The sequence below is a fragment of the Saccharopolyspora sp. NPDC000995 genome, assembly GCF_053599315.1.
In genome coordinates, this window is record NZ_JBSFLZ010000069.1 from 14,495 (window position 1) to 35,880 (window position 21,386).

The window sequence follows — 21,386 nt, forward strand, 5'->3', positions numbered from 1 at the left end:
ACAGCGAACACCTCCAGGAGCAACACGTGACTGAACTCCGCCGGCGGCTGACCACCGCCGACGCGGTGGCGCTCGGCCTCTCCTCCATGATCGGAGCAGGCCTGTTCAGCGCCTTCGCCCCGGCCGCCGCGGCGGCCGGATCGGCCCTGATCATCGGCCTGGGCGTCGCAGCGATCATCGCCTTCAGCAACGCAAGCAGTTCTGCGGCGCTCGCGGCGAAGTACCCGGCGGCGGGCGGCACCTACATCTACGGCCGCGAACGCCTCGGTCCTTTCTGGGGCTACCTCGCGGGCTGGGGCTTCGTGCTCGGAAAAACGGCCTCGTGCGCGGCGATGGCCCTGACCGCCGCCGCATACCTCGCCCCCGCCGCCCCCAAGCCCGTCGCCGCGGCATTCGCCGCGGCTCTGGGCGCGGTGAACTACGTCGGCGTCACCCGCACCGCCAAGCTCGCTCGCATCCTGCTCGCGCTGACGCTCGCGGCGCTCGCGTGCACGCTGCTCGCGGTGTGGCTCGGTGGTGCCTCGGCTGCCGCCTCGGCGTCCCCGCCGCCTGCGCCGCTGGGCGTCTTGCAGTCCGCCGGCCTGCTGTTCTTCGCGTTCGCGGGCTACGCCCGCATCGCGACGCTCGGCGAAGAAGTCCGCGACCCGCAGCGCACCATCCCCCGCGCGATCCCGATCGCGCTTGGGATCGTGGTGTGCCTCTACGTCGTGGTGGCCATCTCGCTGCTGGTGGCGCTCGGCCCGGCGGGCCTCGCGGCATCGTCGGCTCCGCTGGCCGATGCGGTGCGGGCCGGCGGGTTGTCGCAGCTGGCGCCGGTTGCGGTGTTGGGAGCTGGCGTTGCTGCGCTGGGCGCGTTGCTCGCACTGCTCGCCGGCGTGGGCCGGACTGCGTTGGCGATGGCCCGGGAGCGCGATCTGCCGGCCCCGTTGGCGGCGGTGCATCCGCGCTTCGCCACGCCGCACCGCGCGGAGTTGGTGGTCATCGTGGCGGTCGTGGTGCTGGTGCTCGTCACGGATCTGCGGGGTGCGATCGGGTTCTCGTCGTTCGGGGTGCTGGTGTACTACGCGATCGCCAACGCCTCGGCGTTCACCCTGCCCCGCGACCAGCGCTGGTTCCCGCGCGCGCTGCCGGTGCTCGGGTTCGTCGGCTGCGCGGTCCTAGCGTTCGCGCTGCCTTGGACCTCGGTGCTCAGCGGCATCGGGTGCTTCGCCATCGGAGCCGCCGTCTGGGCTTGGCGCCACCGCTTCAGGTCTTGACGCCGCGATCAGCATCCGGGTTCGGTGCAAGTTTGCGCGAAATCGGTGAACGTCGATTTCTCGTGAAATCGTGCCCTGGACGGTTAATCATCGCCGGATGAGTCTCGAATTCACCCGAATCGGAAGTACGACCGCACGAAGATCGTGCGCCCATTTTCCGGGCAAGATCGGAAAAACTCTCACCTCAAACTAAGATCAACAATTCGCCCGGGGCTCTCCCGGAATGCGCAAAAGCACCTCCGGCCGGGGTGGCACGGGGTGCCTCGCGGGTGGATCAGTACACGTTGGCCGTCTCGCGTTCGGCGGCCTCGAACTCCGCCTCCTCCAGCTCGACCGACTCCGCGGCCAGCCGACCAGCGCCCCGGTTCGGGCGGACGAACTTGTAGCCGACGTTGCGGACCGTGCCGATCATCGAGTCGTGCTCCGGGCCGAGCTTCGCGCGCAACCGCCGCACGTGGACGTCGACGGTGCGGGTGCCACCGAAGAAGTCGTAACCCCACACCTCCTGCAGCAGCTGGGCCCGGGTGAACACCCGGCCCGCGTGCTGGGCGAGGTACTTGAGCAGCTCGAACTCCTTGTAGGTGAGCTCCAGCGCCCGCCCCTTCAGCCGCGCGGTGTAAGTCGCTTCCTCGATCACCAGGTCACCAACGCTCAGCGAACCGTCGCCGCTGGTAGCGGCGCTGCTGCGGCGCGAGACCAGCAGCCGCAGGCGGGCATCGATCTCGGCCGGTCCGGTAGTCGGCAGCAGGATGTCGTCGACCCCCCACTCGGCGCTGATCGTGACCAGCCCGCCCTCGTTCACCAGCGCGACCACCGGCACGTCCCCGGCCGCCAGCAAGCGGCACAGGTCGCGCGCACCGGCCAGGTCGTTGCGGGCATCGACGATGATCACGTCGTGCGCGCCGCCGGAGAGAATCGCGCCGGGGTCGGCGGGCAAGGTGCGGACCTGGTGCGGCAGCAGGGCCAGCGAGGGCAACACCGCCTCGCAGTCTTCTTCGCTGGTCAGCAGCAGTAGCTCGGAGCTCATCTTCAACGGCCTCCATCCCGAGGCGAGAAACACCGACGACCGGTGGGAGAGTGGCCATCCGCATGGGTGCGGACGACTCGGCGTCGTTGCCTGTGGATGGCAAGGAGAATAACCGAAATGCGGCGGAAAAACCCAGTTCCAACCGGCGGCATCACATTTGTGAACAACGGGCGACCATTTGTTACGGGCGTGTGTCACGTGCGCCGGGTCACACTCGCTGCCGCTGACGGCACGCCGCTGCGCGGGTTGCTCTACCCCGGCCCCGGGCTCCCCGCAGACCAAGGTTTCGTCGTGGGCCACGGCTTCACCAGCCACGTCCGCAAGCCCTACGTGCGGCGGGTGCTGGAGCGGCTGGCCGCTCACGCCCCGGTGCTCGCGGTCGACTTCCGCGGCCACGGCCGTTCCGGTGGCCGCACCACCGTCGGCCCGGCTGAGGCGCTGGACATCGCCGCAGCCGTCGAGCACCTCCGCGAGCTCGGCTGCCGCAAAGTCGTCACCGTCGGGTTTTCGCTGGGCGGTTCGGTGGTGCTCCGCCACGCGGCGCTGTCCGCACCGCCGGATGCGGTCATCTCGGTGAGCAGCCCGGCGCGCTGGTGGGTCCGCGACACGCCCGCGATGCGCAGGGTGCACTGGCTGGTCGAGCAGCCGCACGGCCGGTGGAGCGCCCGGCTGCTCGGCGTCCGCCTCGCCCCGCCGTGGCCGGGCGTGCCGGTCTCACCGATCGAGCTGGTTTCGCGCATCCAGGTTCCGCTGCTGATCGTGCACGGTGACGAGGACCACTACTTCCCGGTGGCCGACGCCGTCGCACTCAGCGAGGCAGGCGGGGGCGAGTTGTGGCTGGAACCGGGCATGCGACACGCCGAGAGCGCGACCAGCCCCGAACTGGTGGACCGCATCGCCGGGTGGGCGGCCGATACAGTGGGGCCACTCGATCGTGGTGGTCGCTAGCGCCCCGCGGACAGCCGCCGGCCATCCTTGCCTGCCCCGACCAGAACGGACCGCTCGGTGAAGAAACTCGCCATCGCCCTCGTGATCATCGTCGGTCTCCTGGTGGGTGCCGACTTCGGCGCCGCAGCGATCGCCGAGTACCAGGTGTCGAAGAAAGTCGCCGAACAGCTCAAACTGCGCGAGAACCCCGACGTGCGGATCAACGGCTTCCCGTTCCTCACCCAGGCCATTGCCGGGAACTACCGCGACGTGCAACTGGCGGCCAACGCCGTGCAGGTCGGGAAGCTCGACGAGGTCGGCATCGAAGCGGACCTGCACGGGGCCCGGGTGTCCACCGCCGACGTGCTGTCCGGGACCGCCGACCACTTCACCGTCGACCAGCTGGTTGCCCGGGTGAAGCTGAAAGCCTCCGACATCGCCCGGCTGATCGGCATCCAGGACCTGACGATCGAGCCGGCGCAGAAGGACGCGCTGGCCGACGACGACGGCAACGTCAGCAGCGCGGACGAGCAGCTCACCGCGGGCACCGACGACACCAAGGCCGTGGTTCAGCTCGATGGCACCGTGAACATCGCCGGCTCCGACAACAAGGTGCGGGTGATCGCGGTGTTGTCGCTGGTCAACGGCAAGATGCAGATCGAGCCGCGGAAGCTGGACCTGAACAACAGCGCGCTGGGCCGGATCGAGCTGCCGAAGCTGTTCGAGCAGTCGGTGCTCAAGCAGTTCAGCACCATCCTCGACCCCGGCGTGCTGCCGTTCGAGATCAACCCAACCGCGGTGCGCGTCGAGCGGGGCGCGCTGGTCGTCGAGGGCACCGCCGAAAACGTGACCATCAGCTCCCGCGGGGTGAGCACGGGGTGAACGCGGGTACCTGGGCACTGCTGATCGCCGTCGCCGTCACGTTGGTCTTCGGCGTGGTGTGGCAGGCCCGGGAGGGCAAGGTGCACGCGAAGGCCAGGGAGGGGAACGTGTTGGACAAGCTTCCCGAGGGCCTGCGGCAGCTGCTCGCCGATGCCCCGGACGACGACGCGAAGGTGACGCTGCTGCAGCTGTCGACGACCTTCTGCGCGCCGTGCCGGCACACCCGCATCCTGCTGGCCGACTTCGTCCAGCGCACAGACGGCGTGCGCCACGTGGAGGTCGACCTCACAGATCATCCGGAGTGGTCGACGCCGCTGCGGGTGCACCGCACCCCGACGACGCTCGTGCTGGACGGCGCGGGCCAGGAGCTGTTCCGCGTCGGCGGCGTCCCGCGCCGCGACGAACTCGCTACCGCCCTCCAACCGCACCTGGCATGAGGGTTCGGGGCGAACGGACCGTTCACGCTAATAGGAGAAGCGAACAGGCCGTTCGCACCACCGCACCACCGCACACCCGCACCACCGCACACCCGCACACCCGCACACCCGCACACCCGCACACCCGCACACCCGCACACCCGCACACCCGCACACCCGCACACCCGCACACCCGCACACCGCGATTGAAGCGAACACACCGTTCACCTCTATAGAGGAGGCGAGCACGGCGTTCGCTCCACCTGCGCCCCGACCGGCGTCTCACCTAGTGAACGACCTTCCCGCCGATCGGTCTAGCCGGTAACCTCCCAGCCGTGCATGTACTGCTGACCCGGAGGCGCGCGGTGGATCTTTGCCGCGTGGGCAGCAGCCTGTGTTGCGGGCACTGACCGGGCGGTAGTACGTCTTGCACCTTTCGCGGCTCATGCCCAGGTCTAGGTGCGTCCGAACCCGCCTGACGGACTCGGCAGTCGAAGTCCACAGTCAGGAGGCCCCATGTCTGCCGCAACGCTCGACCCGCGCGGCGTCCGCTTCACCGCCGTGATTACCAGCGCGATCCTCGCGCTCGGGCTGGTCACCACCAGCTGGCGGGTGCTCGCCGCGCAGATGGTGTTGTTCGGGATGTGCGCATTCCTCGGAATGCGGCTCAACCCGTGGGGTTTCGTGTACCGGCAGACAGTGCAGCCGCGCCTCGCGCCGATCGACTCGGCCGAGCGGGAAGATCCGGCGCCGGTCCGGTTCTCCCAGGGCGTCGGCTTCGCCTTCGCCCTGGTGGCCACCATCGGCTACGCCGCGGAGTGGACCGCCCTGGGCATCGTCGCGAACGGTTTCGCCCTGGTGGCGGCGCTGCTCAACGCGGTGTTCGGATACTGCCTCGGCTGCCAGATGTACCTGTTGCTCCGGCGCGCCGCCCCTGTCGGAGCGTCCACATCAGACACCCGCTGAACCACCGAAGATCAACGAAGGAGTCGCTCGATGAGCCGCGCAGAGGTCCTGGTTTCCACCGAGTGGGCCGAACAGAACCTGAACACCGCCGGCGTGGTGTTCGCCGAGGTGGACGAGGACACCACCGCCTACGACGGCGGGCACATCCCGGGCGCCATCAAGCTGGACTGGAAGAACGAGCTCCAGGACCACGTCCGCCGCGACTTCGTCAACCGCGAGGGCTTCGAGAAGTTGCTGTCCGCCAAGGGGATCAGCAACGACGACACGGTGATCCTGTACGGCGGCAACAACAACTGGTTCGCCGCGTACGCCTACTGGTACTTCAAGCTGTACGGGCACGGCGACGTCAAGCTGCTCGACGGCGGCCGCAAGAAGTGGGAGCTCGACGGCCGCGAGCTCACCAAGGACGAGCCGAACAAGACTGCCACCACCTACCAGGCCCAGGAGCCGGACACCTCGATCCGGGCGTTCCGGGACGAGGTCGTGGACGCGATCGGCAACAAGAACCTGGTCGACGTTCGCTCGCCCGACGAGTTCGCGGGCAAGCTGCTGGCCCCGGCGCACCTGCCGCAGGAGTCGGCGCAGCGCGCTGGCCACATCCCGTCGGCGATCAACGTGCCGTGGAGCAAGGCCGCGAACGAGGACGGCACCTTCAAGTCCGACGACGAGCTCTCGGAGATCTACGGGGAAGCCGGACTCGACACGACGAAGGACACCATCGCCTACTGCCGCATCGGCGAGCGTTCCTCGCACACCTGGTTCGTGCTCCGCGAGCTGCTGGGCAACACCAACGTCAAGAACTACGACGGATCGTGGACCGAGTACGGCTCGCTGGTCGGCGTCCCGATCAACAACCCGGCCGAAGAGGCCAAGAACTGACGAACCCGATGCAGGTCCGGGCCCGCGAGCGGTTGTCGGTGCCGTAGCACCCCAAAACGCTCGCGATAACCGGACCGGCAGCTGGCAAGGACCGAAGAACGAGATCAAGGAGCGTTGAGCATGAGCGGATGCGGAGCGCCGCAGCAGTCGGGCACGGCGGTCGCCGAGGACACCGACCAGGTCGTCGTGACGGGCAAGGTGCGTGCCGGAGACCAGCCGGTCGGCGGGGCTTTCGTCCGCCTGCTGGACTCCTCCGGCGAGTTCACCGCGGAGGTCGTGTCCTCCCCGGAGGGTGACTTCACCTTCTACGCCGCCCCCGGCGCCTGGACGGTCCGAGCCCTCCACCGCGACGGCAAGGGCCAGGCAGACGTCACCACTTCCGGCCCGGGTGTCCACGCGGTGGACATCGCGGTCGTCTGACCAACTGAATCTTTCGAGGTGAAGGGCACCTCTGGGCGATTTGTTCGCTCAGAGGTGCCCTTCGCGCTTCCGCGTGATCGGGACCGCTTCGGTCAGTTGGTGGCCTTGGCGCGGAGGAGGACGAAGGCCCGCTCGTCGCGGTCCTGGGAGCACGGGTCGGAATCCTCCTGGCAGCCGACCGTCGTGAAGTCCACGACCTCCCAGCCGGTGCGGTCGAACAGCCGCCGCAGGCCCGTCTCGCTGAAGATCCAGAAGTTCGTCGCGTCGTTGTTGGCTTCCGCCGGGTCCAGCAGGTACGCCACCGGCTGCTGCTGGATCCGGGTGCCCTCCGGCGCGACCTGCGCAATCCGGGTCGACACGAAGCACAGGTCGGCGTACTTGGCCAGCTGCTCCAGCACATAGAACGGGTTTTTGAGGTGGTAGAGCAGCCCGAGGAAGAACACCGCGCCGTAGCGCTCGGCGGGCATCCGGAACTGCGAGTCCAGGTCGATCTCGTGCACCTGCACGCCGGAGTCCAGTTCCTCGACGAGCCGCCGCGCGCCGCGCAGCCCGTTGAAGTTCGTCGGACCGTTGTCGATCACGTCCACCTGGCAGCCCAGCTCGGACTCCAGGAAGAACCCGAAGTCGCCGTCGGCCGCGCCGATGTCCGCGACGCGGGTGCCGGCGATCCGGTCGAACACCGACCGCTGCTCGCCGGTCAGGAGCGCGTCCAGGTGGAAGATGTTCGCCATCGTGTCGTACGGGTACCAACCGAAGTCGGCCGGCGCGATCTTGTCCTTGCGCGCCAGCAGGTCCTCCCGGAAGGTCAGCGCGCGCTCGCGCAACGTTTCGAAGTCCATGTGATCCCCGTCCCTGCTGTTGGTTCGGCGCAGTTCGGCGCGGTACCCGCCGCAGATCATGCCCGACGCCACACTCCGCGCGGGCGTCGCGGTGGTTATCCTTTGCGCGTGGAACTTATCGACTTCCTGCACTACGGCCTCGTCACCCTCGTCGGGCTCGCCGCGATCGCCACCGTCTGGTTCGCCGGATACGTGGTGTACCGCCTGTACAGCGACTGATCCGGGGCGACCGGTAACCTCGACGCGATGACTGCTACGCCGAACGAACCACAGCGCGGCAGCGGCGATGCCGCGGTCGCCGCGGCTGAGGAGCGCGCCAAGCACACCCGGCACCGCAACGTGCCGGAGATCGAAGACCTGCCCGGGACCGGCGACACCGCAAACCTGCGAATGGGCCCGTCGCTGAACGACGCCTGCCTCGCGCTGTTGCCGCTGGTCGGCGTGTGGCGCGGCGAGGGCGAGGCATCGCACCCTTCGCTCGACGAGCCGTACCGCTTCATCCAGCAGGTCACCATCGCACACGACGGCCGCCCGTTCCTGACCTACGAGAGCCGCGCGTGGCGACTGGACGGCGAGGGCGGCAAGGTCGTCGCGCCCTCGTTCCGCGAGGTCGGCTTCTGGCGCCCGCAGGCGGACGACACGATCGAACTGCTGATCCTGCACGAGACGGGCGTCGCCGAGATGTTCTTCGGCAAGCCGCAGGGCCAGACGACCTGGCAGTTCGGCACCGACGCGGTGCTGCGCACGCCGACCAGCGAGGACGTCGCCGCGGCCAGCCGGCTGTACGGCGTTGTCGAGGGCTCGCTGGCCTACGTCGAAGAGCGCGCAACCTCGGAGCACGAGCTGCAGCCGCGCCTTTCCGCGAAACTCGATCGCATCGTCGGCTGAGCCAGGCGAAGATCTGCCGTTCCTGTCAGGCCCCGCGGGTAGATTTCGACGCAATCGAGCTACGAAAACTGAGGTGGGCCAAGCATGACCAGCATGCTGACCGGCGAGCGCGCCGACATCCTGGAACTCCTGCGAACGCACCGCGGCTTCCTGCGGCACACGGTGAAGGACCTGACCGATGAGCAGGTCCGGCTGCGGCCCACCAAGAGCGAGCTTTGCCTCGGTGGGCTGATCAAGCACGTGACCGCGGTCGAGCGGAACTGGGCCGACTTCATCCGCAACGGCCGCGCGTTCGACGCCTACGACGAGGCGGCGTTCGCCGAGCAGACGGCGACCTTCCACCCGACCGATGAGGAAACGCTGGACGTGCTGCTGGCGGAGTACGGGAAGGCGGCGGCGCGGATCGACGAGATCGTCGCGTCAGTGCCGGATCTGGACCTCTCCCACCAGCTGCCGGACGCCCCGTGGCAGGAGGAGAAGGGCAGGCGCTGGACGGTTCGGCGGGCGCTACTGCACATCGCGGCGGAAACCGCGCAGCACGCGGGCCACGCCGACATCATCCGCGAGACCATCGACGGTCAGAAGACGATGGGCTGACCAGGGTCCCGCGGTACGGGGCTGCCGCTGAGGTTGCGCTACCCGCATTGCAACGCAACTGGGTGATCAATAGTTGGACTCGTAGAGGCGGTTGATCTCGGCATGCAGGTCGGCGTCCGCCTTGATCTCGGTGCCGTCGATGGTGTGCACCTGGCTGACCAGCCGGATACTCGAAGCCAGCCACACGCCGTCGCTCTCGAACAGCGCCGACATCGGGAACTTCGCCAGCTCGGTCTTCCAGCCCTCCTTCTCCGCGGCCCGGAACAGCGCCCCCTGGGTGGTGCCCTTCAGGATGCCCGAGCTGGGCGGCGTGGTCAGCAGCGTGCGGCCCTGCGCGATCACGACCGTCGAGGTCGGCCCCTCCAGCACCGACCCGTCGGTGGCGGTGAAGATGACCTCGTCGGCGCCACGCGCCTCGGCCTCCCGCATCGCGGCCATGTTCACCGCGTACGACAGGGTCTTCGCGGACAGCAGCAGCCAGGGCATCCGCTCCATCAGGTCCGGGGCGTAGCCCCGCTCCAGCGTCACGACCGAAACGCCCTCGACGCGCTTGCGCAGGGTGTCGGCACCGATCTGCATGCCCATCGCGAAGCCGTTCGGCGTGCCGTCGCCGCCGTCGACACCGCGGGTGCAGACGAACTTCAGCGCCATCTGCGGGGCGGTGTCCCACGGCCAGTTGTCGATTACCGCTCGCGCGGCCCGCTCCCATGCGGCGCGCTCGGGCAACCGCATCTGCATCAGGCCGGCGGATCGCTCCAGCCGATCGAGGTGCGGCCCGAGTTCCCGCGGCTTCCGGTCGGCGACCAGGATCGTCTCGAAGATGCCGTCTCCCCGCATCACACCGAGGTCGTCGGCGCGGAACAGCGGCGCCTGCGGATCAACGACCGTCCCGTCCAAGAGTGCCAGTACGCGCATGCCCGAAGCCTAGAACCTCGACCCCCGCAACCGCTGGCGGCCGCGCGCGTGACCGGCGCGTTCTCCCACGGAGTTACGATCGGAGTACCGACCTTCAAGCGCGCCGAGCACAGGAGCGGGCATTGAGCGACCAGGGATCGCTGCGCAGCACCTTGCACCAACGGGGTATGCGGATGACACCGCAGCGCCAACTGGTGCTGGATGCGGTGCGCGAGATGGGGCATGCGACGCCCGAGCAGGTCTGCCGCAAGGTGCAGGGCACCGCCTCGATGGTCAACATCACGACGGTCTACCGCGCCCTCGACCTGCTCGAAGAGCTGGGTTTGGTGCGGCACACGCACCTGGGGCACGGCGCGCCGACCTACTCTGTCGAGGAGCACGAGCACGTCCACCTGGCGTGCCACCGCTGCGGCATGATCGACGAGGTCTCGACCGAACTGCTGGACGACCTGTCCCGCGAGCTGCGCGCGCGGTTCGGGTTCGCCCTGGACGCCACCCACCTGGCCCTGTCCGGCCTGTGCCGGAACTGCTGCCGCAACGCCGACGCCGCCGAGGAGCGCCGATGAGTTCACCCCTGTTGGACCTGCCTGGTGCGGTACCCGCACCGGAGGATGCAGTGGATGCGGGCGTGCCTTGGCACTTCGGCGACCCGTTCGCCGAGCAGCGGTCGGCGACCCGCTCGGCGGTGCTCGTGGACCGCTCGCACCGGGAGGTCATCGCGGTGACCGGCGAGGAGCGGCTGAGCTGGTTGCACCTGGTGCTCTCGCAGCACATGACAGAGCTGCCGGACGGGCAGGGCACCGAGGCGCTCGTGCTGGACAGCCAGGGCCGCGTCGACTGCCACATGCTGGTCGCGCACCACGAGGGCGTCGTCTACCTGGACACCGACACGGGCGCGCAAGCCACCAGCGCGCTGCCAACAATGGGTGTGGACGGCAGGCAGTCGCTGCTGGAGTACCTCGACGCCATGCGGTTCTGGTCCAAAGTGGAGACTCGGGACGCCACCTCGGAGTTCGCGGTGCTGACCGCGGTCGGCCCGGACGTGGGCGGCGTCCTCGCCCAGTTCGCGCCGGTGCCGTCGAAGCCGTATGAGGTGAAGGCCCTGCCCGGCGGAGGATTCAGCCGGTTCGTACCGTTGCGCGCGCTGCCCACCATCGACCTCGTGGTGCCGCGGGCGTCGCTGGTGGAGTGGTGGACGAAGCTGACCGACGCGGGCATCCGCCCCTCCGGCACCCTCGCGTTCGAGGCGCTGCGGGTGGAGGCGCTGCGGCCCCGAGTCGGCTTGGAGACCGACGAGCGCGCGATCCCGCACGAGCTCGGCTGGGTGCACGTGGCGGCGCACGTGGCCAAGGGCTGCTACCGCGGCCAGGAGACCGTCGCCAAGGTGCACAACGTGGGCAAGCCGCCGCGGCGCATGGTCCTGCTGCACCTGGACGGCTCGGCGGAGATCCTGCCGGAGACTGGCGATCCGGTTTGGCTCGGCGAGCGCAAGGTCGGCCGGGTGGGCAGCGTTGTGCAGCACCACGAGCTCGGGCCGGTGGCGCTTGCGCTGCTTAAGCGGTCGGCACCGGTGGACGGCGAGCTGGTCGCCGGCGACCCGGAGCAGGACCGCGCGGTGGCCGCGGCGGTGGACCCGGACTCGGTGCCGCCGGACACCGGCGAGCCGCCGGGGCGGGTCGCGGCACAGGGCCTGCGCGGCCGGTAGTTGACGAGGCGGGTATGCCTGTAGGCGTGCGCATCCGCCCGTTGGCCGCGCGTGCCTAACACGCCGGGAATACGAGCGGCTCGCACCGTTGTTGAAACAGCATCACCCGAACTGTTGGCGAGCTGTACCTGATTGCCGGAGGATGGCCACGTGATCGAAGTCCGCCCGGGTGGACGGCGCCGCATCGACAGGGTCCTGTCCCCGGACTACGCCAGTGGCATCGAAGACCGCACGCTCGGCGAGGTGCGGGAGTTGCGCGACGAGGCGGCGCAGGAGGAAACGGACCTCTCGTACCTGCGCCGCGTGCTGCACGCGCGGATCGACATAGTGCGAGCCGAGCAGCGACGGCGCCGGGAGGGCGGGTCCGCGTCGGTCGTCGAGCAGCTGGTGAACATCCTGTCGGACAACGCCGTCGGTCCGGCGACCGGTTCCGGCCGATACCAGACGACCGAGCCATCGCGGGCCGAGGCGCACCGGAGGCACGTCGAGGCGCTGGTCTCCGACGTCGACCTGTCGGACGTGATGTCGCGCTCGGATGCCAAGCTCGACCAGGCCCTCGCCGCCTACACAGGGGAAGAGGACTCGGTGTCGCAGCGCCGCCGCGAGGTCCAGGCCGTGGTGGACCGGCTGAACGCGGAGATCGCCCGCCGCTACCGCGAGGGCGCCGCATCGGTGGACGACCGCCTCGCGGAGGAACGCGACCGGCGGTGACCGGCTCCGCCCCGCTCGTCCGAACCCTCCGAAGTGGACTCGGGCGGTGGTCGGCGCGGCACGGCGCCGCGCCAACGCGCCCGCAATCGCAGCTGAAACCCGTTCAGACGAACGAAAAGCTGCGGGCCAACCCGGAAACCGCCAACCCCCGATCTCGCCCGCACAGGCCCCGCACAGCGGCGAGGGCGTAGCGCGTCCTGTCACGACCCGGGCCGACCGCAGCGGCGCCGCGGTGCCCCAAATCCGTCCGCAGCGGACAATTTCATCGAGATCCGACCGCCCGCGACCAACCCGTTCCTGCTCGAACGTCGGGTGCTAAGGCCTGTTTCGAAAGTGGTTTGCGTAGCGATGCGGGTAGCGGAACCTCAGAGGCCTTCTCGCACACGTGTTCCCCGACATCATGAATGCCAATTCGCCGCGTCGGGGACTGGCCTTGCCGGGAGCCCTTCGGCGGGCACAGCCCGTGAGAACCCGCGCGGCGGTGCCAGTTGAGTCCCACGCCGCAAGCGGCTGCCGCCGCTTATAAAACCCGTCCTAGGTCCCGCGATTCTCCATCGCATCAAATGCTTCGCAACAGCGAAATCTTCGGCATATGCTCGTATATTGGTACAGATTTCCCATATCTTGAGATGGATGATATGAGCGTGCAGCCCGACACCTACACCCACGGACACCACGAGAGCGTGCTGCGATCGCACCGCTGGCGGACCGCCGAGAACTCCGCCGCGTTCCTGATCCCGCACCTGCGGCCGGGCACCAGCGTGCTCGACATCGGTTGCGGACCGGGCACCATCACGCTGGACTTCGCTGCCCTGGTCGGCCCCGGCCAAGTGCTGGGCGTGGACAACGTCGACGAGCCGCTGGAGATCGCCCGCGCCGGCGCGGCGGAACGCGACCTGGACAACATCACCTTCGCCAACGCCGACGTCTACCGCCTGCCCTACGACGACGACTCCTTCGACGTCGTGCACACCCACCAGGTGCTGCAACACCTGACCGACCCGGTCGCCGCACTGCGCGAGATGCGGCGGGTGTGCAAGCCGGGCGGCATCGTCGCGGCCCGCGACGCGGACTACGGCGGCATGCGCTTCTCGCCGGACAACCCGGGCCTCAACCGCTGGCTGGAGCTGTACCGGCAAGTGGCGCAGCACAACGGGGCCTTCCCCGACGGCGGCAGGCACCTGAAGACCTGGGCGTTGGCGGCGGGGTTCAGCGACATCACCTGCACGGCGTCGGCGTGGTGCTTCGCAACGCCCGAGGAGCGCACCTGGTGGGGCAGCCTGTGGGCGGACCGCATCCGCCGGTCGTCCTTCGCCGAGCAAGCCCAGGCCCACGGCCTGAGCAGCCGCGAAGAGCTGGAAGAACTCGCGATGGCCTGGCACCACTGGATCGAAGCCGAAGACGGCTGGTTCGCCGTCCTGAACGGCGAGATCACCTGCCGCGCCTGAAGCCGGGCAAGACCGTGTCCGCCCAGGTCGGTGACCAACGCCAGGAAACCTGCTTCCTCTTCCCGCAGGAGGAGGCTGGAAGCTTCCGTTTTAGTTGTGGCGTTCTCGGGCGGCGAATTCCGACCAGAAGTCGCGCAGGGTCTCGTAGCGGGTCGCGACCTCTTCCGCATCGTCGGCTTCCATGGCATCAACGATCGCGTGCACGTCCTCGGCCGAGGTATCCGCGTCCAGATCGCTGGCGGTCATCAGCTGCACCAGGCCGCCGTAGTCCAACTCCACCGCCGAATGCGGGTGGAAGCGCTCCAGCCAGCGGCCGGTCTCCCGCAGAATCCGCGTCGGCCCTTCCTCGCCGATGGACTTGCGGCCGATCGCGTGCGCCCGGGCGACCCGGCGCCGCGCGTCGGCCATCGCCATCCGCCAGCACACCCGGCGCCGGCCCGGCTCGGTGAACACGCACCGCTCCTCCGGGTCGACCAGCACGAACCAGGGCAGCGGGACGGTCCAGGTGGACGACAGAACGTGCACCGCGCCGCCTGCGAGCTCGCTGACCACCGCGCTCGCCCGCACCTTGGCCTTCTCCACCGGCACCTGCAGTGCCGCGATCCGCAGCGGGACCTCCGCGTCCCCCAGGAAGCCGACAAGCGCAGCGGCGGACCGCCCGCGCAGGTCCAGCGGGCACACCAGCGGGCCCGGCCCGACCGTGGCCGCCGGAGCGCTGGGCACGTCCGCCGGGTCGAGCACCAGCACGTCGCCAACGCCCGTGACCGCGCCGTCGGCGGTCTCGCCGGGCAGCAGCCGGGGCGGCGCGGCGAGCTGGCTGCGCAACCAGACGTCCTGCTCCCGCAATCCGGCGTCGAACGGGTCGACCGGCCCGCGCTCGACGGCCGCCGCCAGTTCCTCGCGCAGCGGTGGGTCGAACGACGACAAGGGCTCGTACACCCTCAGGTAGGCGACGAACGGCTCTGGCACAGCCAGCATGGTGTCATGCGGCCCGCGGGGGCCTGCGGCTGCCTCGCCTAGCACCGAAAACAGCTGCCAGACGGGCCTTCGGCGGGGGAGAGTTCGACGTCACCGGAAGACACGGCCACTCAGTCATGGCACCACGTCGCGTTCAACCGCCTCGACACGGTACGGTAGTTACAGGAAAAGTTGTCGAGATCATGCGGGGCCGACATTCCCCTGTCCGCCCCGCAACCCTGTGCGAGGGGGTCGAGCCATGGGGCGCGGCCGGGCTAAGGCCAAGCAGACGAAGGTGGCCCGCGAGCTTAAATACAGTTCCCCCGCCATGGACATCGAGGCGTTGCAGCGCGAGCTGTCCGTCTCGGAGTCCGGCGAGTGGTCCAGTGAGGACCGCGATGACTCGCGCGACGACGGGTACGACGACTACGACTACGGCCGACGTTGAAGCACATCTCCATGAGGACGGCGAATGAACGCCGTTCGCTCGATGGCGAGGTGCGTCGGAGTCGTTCGTCTGACCCGATGTGCATGAGCGGGTGGGGTTGACGAGTTCGCAAGTCCCACATAGGAGGAGCACCGTGAGTGGCGTTGCCGGTGGACCGGCGACGCCACTCACGTCTGTCTGCTGCCTCCGAAAACGACGCTGACCGAAGAAGAGGCGGGCGCGATCGCGCCGGATTCGCCGATTGCCGACGGGCGGATGCGGCCCAGGGCTGAAGAACGCTGGCGTGCGCGGGCCGCCTCTCGGCGGGTGGCACTGCAGGGCTCCAGCCGAACGGTATTCCCAGCAGGCGGTAGTTGGAGCCCGGGGGCACGCGCGCACGCCAGCTATTGGTCCAACGACCGGGAACCCGTCAGGATTCCCGGTCGCGATCACAGATTTCACGTGCGCGGTTCGATCTTCGCCTTCGACGCGGGGAAGCCTCGTCCCACCTGCAACCCGCACCACCGCGGGTTCTCAGGCTGTGCCCACCCGACGGCTCCCGTGCGAGGCTAGTCCCCGACGTGGTGAATTGTGGCATTCATGACGTCGGGGTTCCCGCAGCGAGACGTCGCCTGAAGTTCCGCTGCCCGCAGCGCAATACGAGCCTGCAACGCAGAGATCAGAAGCGCGGGTGGTTGCCGCGCAGGACCACGCGGTCTTCCTCACCGGTGCCTTCGACGGAGGGCTGCTTGGCGATCTCGCCGAGCACCCAGGCCGGCACGTGGCGGGCCGTGAGCACCGCGAGGGCACGGTCCACGTCTTCGGCGGTCACCACGGCGACCATGCCGATTCCCATGTTGAAGGTGCGCTCCATCTCGTCGACTTCGACCCGGCCGCGCTGGGCGATCAGCCGGAACACCGGCGCTGGCGTCCAGCTGCCCCGGTCCAGCACCGCCGTCAGTCCCGACGGGATCACCCGCGCCAGGTTCTGCGCCAGGCCACCGCCGGTGACGTGCGCGAACGTCCGCACGCCCGCCTCGGCGGCCAGCGCCAAGCAGTCCTTGGCGTAGATCCGGGTCGGCTCCAGCAGCTCCTCGCCGAGGGTGCGGCCGAACTCCTCGACGTGGCCCTCCAGCGGCATCCGGGCGATGTCCAGCAGCACGTGCCGGGCCAGCGAGTAGCCGTTGGAGTGCAGGCCGGAGGAGCCCATTGCGATCACTACGTCGCCCGGGCGGACCTTGTCCGGGCCGAGCATCGCGTCCGCCTCGACGACCCCGACGCCGGTGGCCGAGATGTCGTACTCGCCGGGCGCCATCATGCCGGGGTGCTCGGCGGTCTCCCCGCCCAGCAGCGCGCAGCCGGCCTGCACGCAGCCCTCCGAGATGCCCTTGACCAGGTCGGCGATCCGGTCCGGCACGACCTTGCCGACTGCGACGTAGTCCTGCAGGAACAGCGGCTCGGCACCGCAGACCACCAAGTCGTCGACCACCATCGCGACCAGGTCGATGCCGACGGTGTCGTGCACGTCCAGCGCCTGCGCGACGGCGAGCTTAGTGCCGACCCCGTCCGTCGAGGACGCCAGCACCGGCTCCTTCCAGCGGTCGAGCTTGAGCTGGAAGAGCCCAGCGAACCCGCCCAGGGAGCCGATCACCTCGGGCCGGGTCGCTCGCCGCGCCCACGGGCGGATCTTCTCGACCGCCTCGTCACCGGCCTCGATGCTCACGCCCGCTGCGGCGTAGGTGGCTTTCGGACTCTCGGTCTGGGCAGACCCTGCGAGCAGGTCTTCGGACACGACTGGCTCCACATCTTGGTGCGAGTTTGCGATTCGCCGGACGCGCATGTGTAGCACGTTCAACGCTACGCGCCGACGGCGAACCTCGGGGCAGGAACGGTTCGGTCGTCAGGGCCGCTGCAGCGCGTCGGCCGCGCCGTAGCTGCTCGGCAGCACCGGTTCGGCCGGTCCCGCGATACCGCGTTCTGCCTGGTTGATGCCCTCCAGGAGGTACTTGCCGATGCGGGCGTCCTCCGGCAGCGGGATCGGGTAGTCGCCGTCGAAACAGGCCGCGCACAGCCTGGTGCGGGGCTGCTCGGTCGCGGCGACCAGGCTGTCCAGCGACACGTGGCCGAGGCTGTCCGCGCCGATCGAGCGGCGCACCCCGTCCATGTCCAAGCCGTTGGCGATCAGCTCGGCGCGGGAGGCGAAGTCGATGCCGTAGAAGCACGGCCACTTCACCGGCGGCGATGCGATGCGGACGTGCACCTCGATCGCGCCGGCCTCGCGCAGCATCCGGACCAGGGCGCGCTGGGTGTTGCCGCGGACGATCGAGTCGTCCACCACGACCAGGCGCTTGCCGCGGATCACCTCGCGCAGCGGGTTCAGCTTCAGCCGGATGCCGAGCTGGCGGATCGTCTGCGACGGCTGGATGAAGGTCCGGCCGACGTAGGAGTTCTTGACCAGGCCGTTGCCGTACGGGATGCCGGAGGCCTGGGCGTAGCCGATCGCGGCGGGCGTACCCGATTCCGGGACGGGGATCACCAGGTCGGCGTCCACCGGGTGTTCCTTGGCGAGCCGGCGGCCGATCTCCACGCGGGTGCCGTGCACCGAACGGCCCGAGATCGTGGTGTCCGGGCGGGCCAGATAGACGTACTCGAAGATGCAGCCCTTGGGCTTCGGGCTGGCGAAGTGCTGGGAGCGCAGTCCGTCGCCGTCGATGGCCAGCAACTCGCCCGGCTCGACCTCGCGGACGAACGACGCGCCGACGATGTCCAGCGCGGCCGTCTCGCTGGCCACCACCCAGCCGCGTTCCAGTCGGCCGAGCACCAGCGGGCGGACGCCGTGCGGGTCGCGCACCGCGTAGAGGGTTTGCTCGTCGCAGAAGACCATCGAGAAAGCGCCGCGCACCGTGGGGAACAGTTCCATCGCGGCCTGTTCTAGGCCCTTGTCGGCGGCGTGCGCCGCCAGCAGGCCGGTCACCAGGTCGGAGTCGCTGGTGGCGCGCTCGCAGCCATTGGCAGGCGAAGACGCGTTGGCCGTGGTGTCGGCGCCCTCCACGGCGAGGCGGTCCAGCAGTTCCGCCGTGTTGACCAGGTTGCCGTTGTGGCCCAGGGCCACCACGCTGCCGGTGGCCGTGGTGCGAAACGTCGGCTGGGCGTTCTCCCAACTACCGCCGCCAGTGGTCGAGTACCGAGCGTGCCCGACGGCGACGTGGCCGCGCAGCGACGCCAGGGTTTGCTCGGTGAACACCTGGCTGACCAGGCCTAGATCCTTGTAGACGAGCACTTGCGAGCCGTCGCCGACGGCGATGCCGGCGGCTTCCTGGCCGCGGTGCTGGAGGGCGAAGATGCCGTAGAAGCTCAGCTTCGCGACTTCCTCGCCGGGAGCCCAAACACCGAAGACGCCGCATTCCTCGTGGGGGATGTCGCGTTCGAGAGCAGGGCCGGAAAGGTCTGTAGGGGTACTTGCGTTAGCCGGTTCAGGCCGGTCGGTGACCACCGAGAACTCCCTGGAGGACGGAGCCGGAGTTACACCTCAGTGTAAGGGTTTCGTGTCCAAGATTTTTCTTCCGGTCAATTGAGCCTGGTCACAGCGTGTCTCCAGGCCCGCGTCAACGGAGGCGTGCGGCGTGGGGCTCCGCTCTGCCTTTGCCGCCACCCGCCTGGACGCCCGGCTGCGAGACCTCCTGGACGATCCGGACGCTGACCAGGTGTGTTGAATTCGTTTGAACAGGCCGCCGGTAACACCGCCGCTGAGCTCTGCGACTTACAGGAGACCTAGCCCGCAATACGCACGAAAGACCAGGTGAGCCCGTGTCCTAAGGCTTCACTTCCGCCGCGTGCCTGGTCCGCGGTGGACCTCACACGGAAGCACCCGCACCGTGGACCTCGGCGGGGAACTGCTCGCCTACCCCGGGATGCTGATCCACCGTGAACGGCCGCCCGGTCGCCGAGGAGTGGCTACCCGTAGGCGACGACCCGACCGAGGCCGATGACGAACACGTCATACAGCGGCTTCACGCGGCCCTGTGCTGGCAGCACGGCACCGCCAACAACACGACACGCCCCGAGCCTGAGCGGCATCGCGGCGAACACGGCCGTTCTCAGCGGCCGGAATCGGGCGGCAGGGTGACGCTCTGCCGGTCCGGGGTGATGGTCCACTCCCACGCCGACAACGGCGGCTCGCCGCGTTCGACCCACCACCGGTAGGCCGCCTCGGCGGCATTCCACAACCGGCGCGGCCCGACTTGGCGGACCCGGAACCGCTCCCCCTCGGGGACCACGCTGGCCCACGACCCCGACAACGGATCGACCAGCCACGCCACCCCCGGCCGGTCCTCGCTGGCCTCCCACACGTCGTAACGGCAGCCCGGCAGCGCTACCGCGATCGGCCACCGGTGATCATCGGCCAGCAGCGGCACCCACGGGGCCAAGTCGGTCCACGACCGGTCCGCCGAGTCGTCATCCCACCGCATAGTCCCGAAATCGGCCGAACTCACGCGATGCGATCGCATGTCCATAAAGGACACTTTTAGCCGTTCCACCGCGTGTCCGCGCGCCGTGCCGTCCTCGACGACGAACCGCACCAGCGGCCCGGTCGCCATGTCCGCCCGCATCGGGGCGACGATCACCCCGCCCGGGATTGTGCGCTCAACCCACGAGTACGGCAACTGTCCAAGATGGACACCAGCGGTCGCGATGATCCGATCGAACTGGCGATCACCCGCAAGTCCGGCCGCTGCGTCGCCTTCGATCGTCTCCACCCGCTCATACCCGGCCGTGCGCAGGTTCGCCCGCGCTTGACTGGCCACCTCCGGGTCAATCTCCACCGTGGTCACGTGGCCGGACCCGCCGACGATCTCGGCCAGCAGAGCCGCGTTCCATCCGGTCCCGGTGCCGATCTCCAGCGCCGCGTCCCCGGGCTGGGGCTCCAACGCCCGCAGCATCCCCGCCACCACCGAGGGCATGGACGCCGAACTGGTCGGACGGTAGCCGATTTCGGGCCACGCGGTCGCCCCGTCATCGAACTGGGTCACCAGCGGCCGGTCCGCATACACCGCAGACAGCCACCGGTCCGGGTCGGTGGCCCGGTCCACCGCCGTGTCCTCGGCCCCGTCGCCGGGCTGATACCAGAACCGCCCCGGAATGAACCATTCCCGTGCGGCGGCAAGGAAAGCCAGGTGGACCTCGGCGGGCAGATTGCCCGCCGAGTCCAACTCGGCCACCAGGCCGCGCACTCCGTCCGGAGCGGCCACGTCGGTCAATTGCTGCCCTGTTCGTAGTCCTTCGGGTCGATGTCATCCGATGTCTTGCCGGTCTGGCCGTCCCGCCCCACGTCGTGCTTGCCGCCGTCGATCGTGTCGTCGTTCTTGTCCTTGCCCACTGCCGTGACCTCCTTCGATCTCATTCACCCTAGGAACCCGCGCCGGTCGCGCGGAACCATGCACGTTCGCACACCCGCGATGTCTGGCGCGCCTAGCTCGAAGCTAGGCGATGGCGGCCGACGTATTCCTCGGTCGGCCACTCGATTCGGCGGGCCGAAGGTGCTCAAGGCTCAACTTGAGCACCTCCTTGCCCTCATCGACGGCCTGCCCGACACCCTGGATTTGCGCATCGTCCCGTTCTCATCGAGAGGACACGAGGCGATGGGCGGCTCCGCGTTCTATCTCATGACATTCCCGAACGGCCGGTTGCCCACCGTGCTCTGGCAGGAGACCGTGACGTCAACCCACCTGATCATCGATCCCATGACCGTCCGGGAATACTCCATCGCCCACGCGACCGCTACTCAGGCAGCGCTCAACCGCGAGGATTCCCGTGCACTCATTAAGAAAATCTCGACAGAGCTGCCACGATAGCTACAGTTAAAACATGAGCATTTTCCACTCCGACCAGCGCTTGAGCGACGCACGCTGGCGAAAGTCCCGTCGTAGCGCCAGCAACGCCCACTGTGTGGAGGTCGCGGTAGCGGCCGGTGCGGTCGGCGTGCGAGACACCAAGGACCGCGACGGCGGCACGCTCCTGTTCACCCCCGAGCAGTGGACATCGTTCACCACACGCCTGAAGCAGGGCTGAGAGGTCGTGAGTGCGAAACCGTGCTGGAGCCCGGTTTCACACTCACGACCACGGTCG

At 69.0% G+C, this 21,386-nt stretch carries 25 protein-coding genes; 17 read left to right on the forward strand and 8 right to left on the reverse strand.

Annotation, left to right across the window (positions count from 1 at the left end):
* Window positions 1–26: 26 nt before the first annotated feature.
* On the forward strand, window positions 27–1,256 hold the full coding sequence (locus ACWDKQ_RS21535) for an APC family permease (protein ID WP_450140532.1): 1,230 nt from the start codon (window positions 27–29) through the stop codon (window positions 1,254–1,256).
* Window positions 1,257–1,530: 274 nt separating this feature from the next.
* Here the strand turns inward: ACWDKQ_RS21535 and ACWDKQ_RS21540 are convergent, their stop codons facing one another.
* Complete coding sequence (locus tag ACWDKQ_RS21540) at window positions 1,531–2,283, reverse strand: winged helix-turn-helix transcriptional regulator (protein ID WP_450140533.1); 753 nt, start codon at window positions 2,281–2,283, stop codon at window positions 1,531–1,533.
* A gap of 198 nt (window positions 2,284–2,481) precedes the next feature.
* On the opposite strand from ACWDKQ_RS21540, the gene ACWDKQ_RS21545 reads away from it, so the two are divergent.
* The 7 genes from ACWDKQ_RS21545 to ACWDKQ_RS21575 all read left to right on the forward strand — a co-directional run bounded on the left by ACWDKQ_RS21545 (window position 2,482) and on the right by ACWDKQ_RS21575 (window position 6,773).
* On the forward strand, window positions 2,482–3,231 hold the full coding sequence (locus ACWDKQ_RS21545; RefSeq protein ID WP_450140534.1) for an alpha/beta hydrolase: 750 nt from the start codon (window positions 2,482–2,484) through the stop codon (window positions 3,229–3,231).
* 57 nt (window positions 3,232–3,288) lie between these two features.
* The gene (locus ACWDKQ_RS21550; RefSeq protein WP_450140535.1) at window positions 3,289–4,092 is read left to right on the forward strand and encodes an LmeA family phospholipid-binding protein; all 804 of its coding nucleotides are present in this window, start codon (window positions 3,289–3,291) and stop codon (window positions 4,090–4,092) included.
* The gene (locus tag ACWDKQ_RS21555; RefSeq protein WP_450140536.1) at window positions 4,089–4,529 is read left to right on the forward strand and encodes a TlpA family protein disulfide reductase; all 441 of its coding nucleotides are present in this window, start codon (window positions 4,089–4,091) and stop codon (window positions 4,527–4,529) included. Before ACWDKQ_RS21550 ends, ACWDKQ_RS21555 begins: the two co-directional genes overlap by 4 nt.
* Window positions 4,530–4,843: 314 nt before the next feature.
* Entirely contained in the window at window positions 4,844–4,918 is a 75-nt protein-coding gene (locus ACWDKQ_RS21560; protein WP_350945149.1) for a putative leader peptide, read from the forward strand.
* Between the two features lie 106 nt (window positions 4,919–5,024).
* Window positions 5,025–5,474, forward strand: a complete 450-nt coding sequence (locus ACWDKQ_RS21565; protein WP_450140537.1) for a DUF4395 domain-containing protein — start codon at window positions 5,025–5,027, stop codon at window positions 5,472–5,474.
* Between the two features lie 30 nt (window positions 5,475–5,504).
* Window positions 5,505–6,353 (forward strand): sulfurtransferase, encoded by an 849-nt coding sequence (locus ACWDKQ_RS21570; protein ID WP_450140538.1) that lies wholly within the window; start codon window positions 5,505–5,507, stop codon window positions 6,351–6,353.
* Between the two features lie 120 nt (window positions 6,354–6,473).
* Complete coding sequence (locus ACWDKQ_RS21575) at window positions 6,474–6,773, forward strand: DUF1416 domain-containing protein (protein WP_450140539.1); 300 nt, start codon at window positions 6,474–6,476, stop codon at window positions 6,771–6,773.
* A gap of 92 nt (window positions 6,774–6,865) precedes the next feature.
* Here the strand turns inward: ACWDKQ_RS21575 and ACWDKQ_RS21580 are convergent, their stop codons facing one another.
* Window positions 6,866–7,672 carry a methyltransferase domain-containing protein gene (locus ACWDKQ_RS21580; protein ID WP_450140540.1) on the reverse strand — a complete coding sequence of 269 codons (807 nt, stop codon included), beginning with the start codon at window positions 7,670–7,672 and terminating at the stop codon, window positions 6,866–6,868.
* A 186-nt stretch (window positions 7,673–7,858) separates the two neighbouring features.
* Between ACWDKQ_RS21580 and ACWDKQ_RS21585 the strand changes: the two genes are divergently transcribed.
* Complete coding sequence (locus ACWDKQ_RS21585; protein WP_450140541.1) at window positions 7,859–8,500, forward strand: FABP family protein; 642 nt, start codon at window positions 7,859–7,861, stop codon at window positions 8,498–8,500.
* Window positions 8,501–8,584: 84 nt separating this feature from the next.
* Window positions 8,585–9,097, forward strand: a complete 513-nt coding sequence (locus ACWDKQ_RS21590; RefSeq protein WP_450140542.1) for a DinB family protein — start codon at window positions 8,585–8,587, stop codon at window positions 9,095–9,097.
* 66 nt (window positions 9,098–9,163) lie between these two features.
* Here the strand turns inward: ACWDKQ_RS21590 and ACWDKQ_RS21595 are convergent, their stop codons facing one another.
* Entirely contained in the window at window positions 9,164–10,012 is an 849-nt protein-coding gene (locus ACWDKQ_RS21595; RefSeq protein ID WP_450140543.1) for an aminodeoxychorismate lyase, read from the reverse strand.
* 122 nt (window positions 10,013–10,134) lie between these two features.
* Between ACWDKQ_RS21595 and ACWDKQ_RS21600 the strand changes: the two genes are divergently transcribed.
* From ACWDKQ_RS21600 to ACWDKQ_RS21615, 4 genes are all read left to right on the forward strand, one after another.
* Complete coding sequence (locus tag ACWDKQ_RS21600; protein WP_450140544.1) at window positions 10,135–10,578, forward strand: Fur family transcriptional regulator; 444 nt, start codon at window positions 10,135–10,137, stop codon at window positions 10,576–10,578.
* The gene (ygfZ, locus tag ACWDKQ_RS21605; protein WP_450140545.1) at window positions 10,575–11,717 is read left to right on the forward strand and encodes a CAF17-like 4Fe-4S cluster assembly/insertion protein YgfZ; all 1,143 of its coding nucleotides are present in this window, start codon (window positions 10,575–10,577) and stop codon (window positions 11,715–11,717) included. Before ACWDKQ_RS21600 ends, ygfZ begins: the two co-directional genes overlap by 4 nt.
* Window positions 11,718–11,867: 150 nt before the next feature.
* Window positions 11,868–12,428 carry an RsiG family protein gene (locus ACWDKQ_RS21610; protein WP_450140546.1) on the forward strand — a complete coding sequence of 187 codons (561 nt, stop codon included), beginning with the start codon at window positions 11,868–11,870 and terminating at the stop codon, window positions 12,426–12,428.
* Window positions 12,429–13,066: 638 nt separating this feature from the next.
* Complete coding sequence (locus ACWDKQ_RS21615; RefSeq protein ID WP_450140547.1) at window positions 13,067–13,876, forward strand: methyltransferase domain-containing protein; 810 nt, start codon at window positions 13,067–13,069, stop codon at window positions 13,874–13,876.
* 90 nt (window positions 13,877–13,966) lie between these two features.
* Here ACWDKQ_RS21615 and ACWDKQ_RS21620 read toward each other — a convergent pair whose 3' ends face one another.
* Window positions 13,967–14,854 (reverse strand): hypothetical protein, encoded by an 888-nt coding sequence (locus tag ACWDKQ_RS21620; protein ID WP_450140548.1) that lies wholly within the window; start codon window positions 14,852–14,854, stop codon window positions 13,967–13,969.
* Window positions 14,855–15,092: 238 nt separating this feature from the next.
* Between ACWDKQ_RS21620 and ACWDKQ_RS21625 the strand changes: the two genes are divergently transcribed.
* Window positions 15,093–15,281 (forward strand): DUF3073 domain-containing protein, encoded by a 189-nt coding sequence (locus tag ACWDKQ_RS21625; protein ID WP_450140549.1) that lies wholly within the window; start codon window positions 15,093–15,095, stop codon window positions 15,279–15,281.
* Between the two features lie 658 nt (window positions 15,282–15,939).
* Here ACWDKQ_RS21625 and purM read toward each other — a convergent pair.
* The 4 genes from purM to ACWDKQ_RS21645 all read right to left on the reverse strand — a co-directional run bounded on the left by purM (window position 15,940) and on the right by ACWDKQ_RS21645 (window position 20,637).
* Window positions 15,940–17,052, reverse strand: a complete 1,113-nt coding sequence (gene purM, locus ACWDKQ_RS21630) for a phosphoribosylformylglycinamidine cyclo-ligase (RefSeq protein ID WP_450140550.1) — start codon at window positions 17,050–17,052, stop codon at window positions 15,940–15,942.
* 108 nt (window positions 17,053–17,160) lie between these two features.
* Entirely contained in the window at window positions 17,161–18,678 is a 1,518-nt protein-coding gene (gene purF / locus ACWDKQ_RS21635) for an amidophosphoribosyltransferase (protein WP_450140556.1), read from the reverse strand.
* A gap of 679 nt (window positions 18,679–19,357) precedes the next feature.
* The gene (locus ACWDKQ_RS21640; protein WP_450140557.1) at window positions 19,358–20,509 is read right to left on the reverse strand and encodes a methyltransferase domain-containing protein; all 1,152 of its coding nucleotides are present in this window, start codon (window positions 20,507–20,509) and stop codon (window positions 19,358–19,360) included.
* A 5-nt stretch (window positions 20,510–20,514) separates the two neighbouring features.
* On the reverse strand, window positions 20,515–20,637 hold the full coding sequence (locus ACWDKQ_RS21645; protein ID WP_450140551.1) for a hypothetical protein: 123 nt from the start codon (window positions 20,635–20,637) through the stop codon (window positions 20,515–20,517).
* A gap of 79 nt (window positions 20,638–20,716) precedes the next feature.
* Between ACWDKQ_RS21645 and ACWDKQ_RS21650 the strand changes: the two genes are divergently transcribed.
* A complete protein-coding gene (locus ACWDKQ_RS21650; RefSeq protein WP_450140552.1) occupies window positions 20,717–21,112 on the forward strand; it encodes a Scr1 family TA system antitoxin-like transcriptional regulator in 396 nt (131 codons plus the stop codon).
* Between the two features lie 13 nt (window positions 21,113–21,125).
* Window positions 21,126–21,329 carry a DUF397 domain-containing protein gene (locus ACWDKQ_RS21655; RefSeq protein WP_450140553.1) on the forward strand — a complete coding sequence of 68 codons (204 nt, stop codon included), beginning with the start codon at window positions 21,126–21,128 and terminating at the stop codon, window positions 21,327–21,329.
* Window positions 21,330–21,386 lie beyond the last annotated feature (57 nt).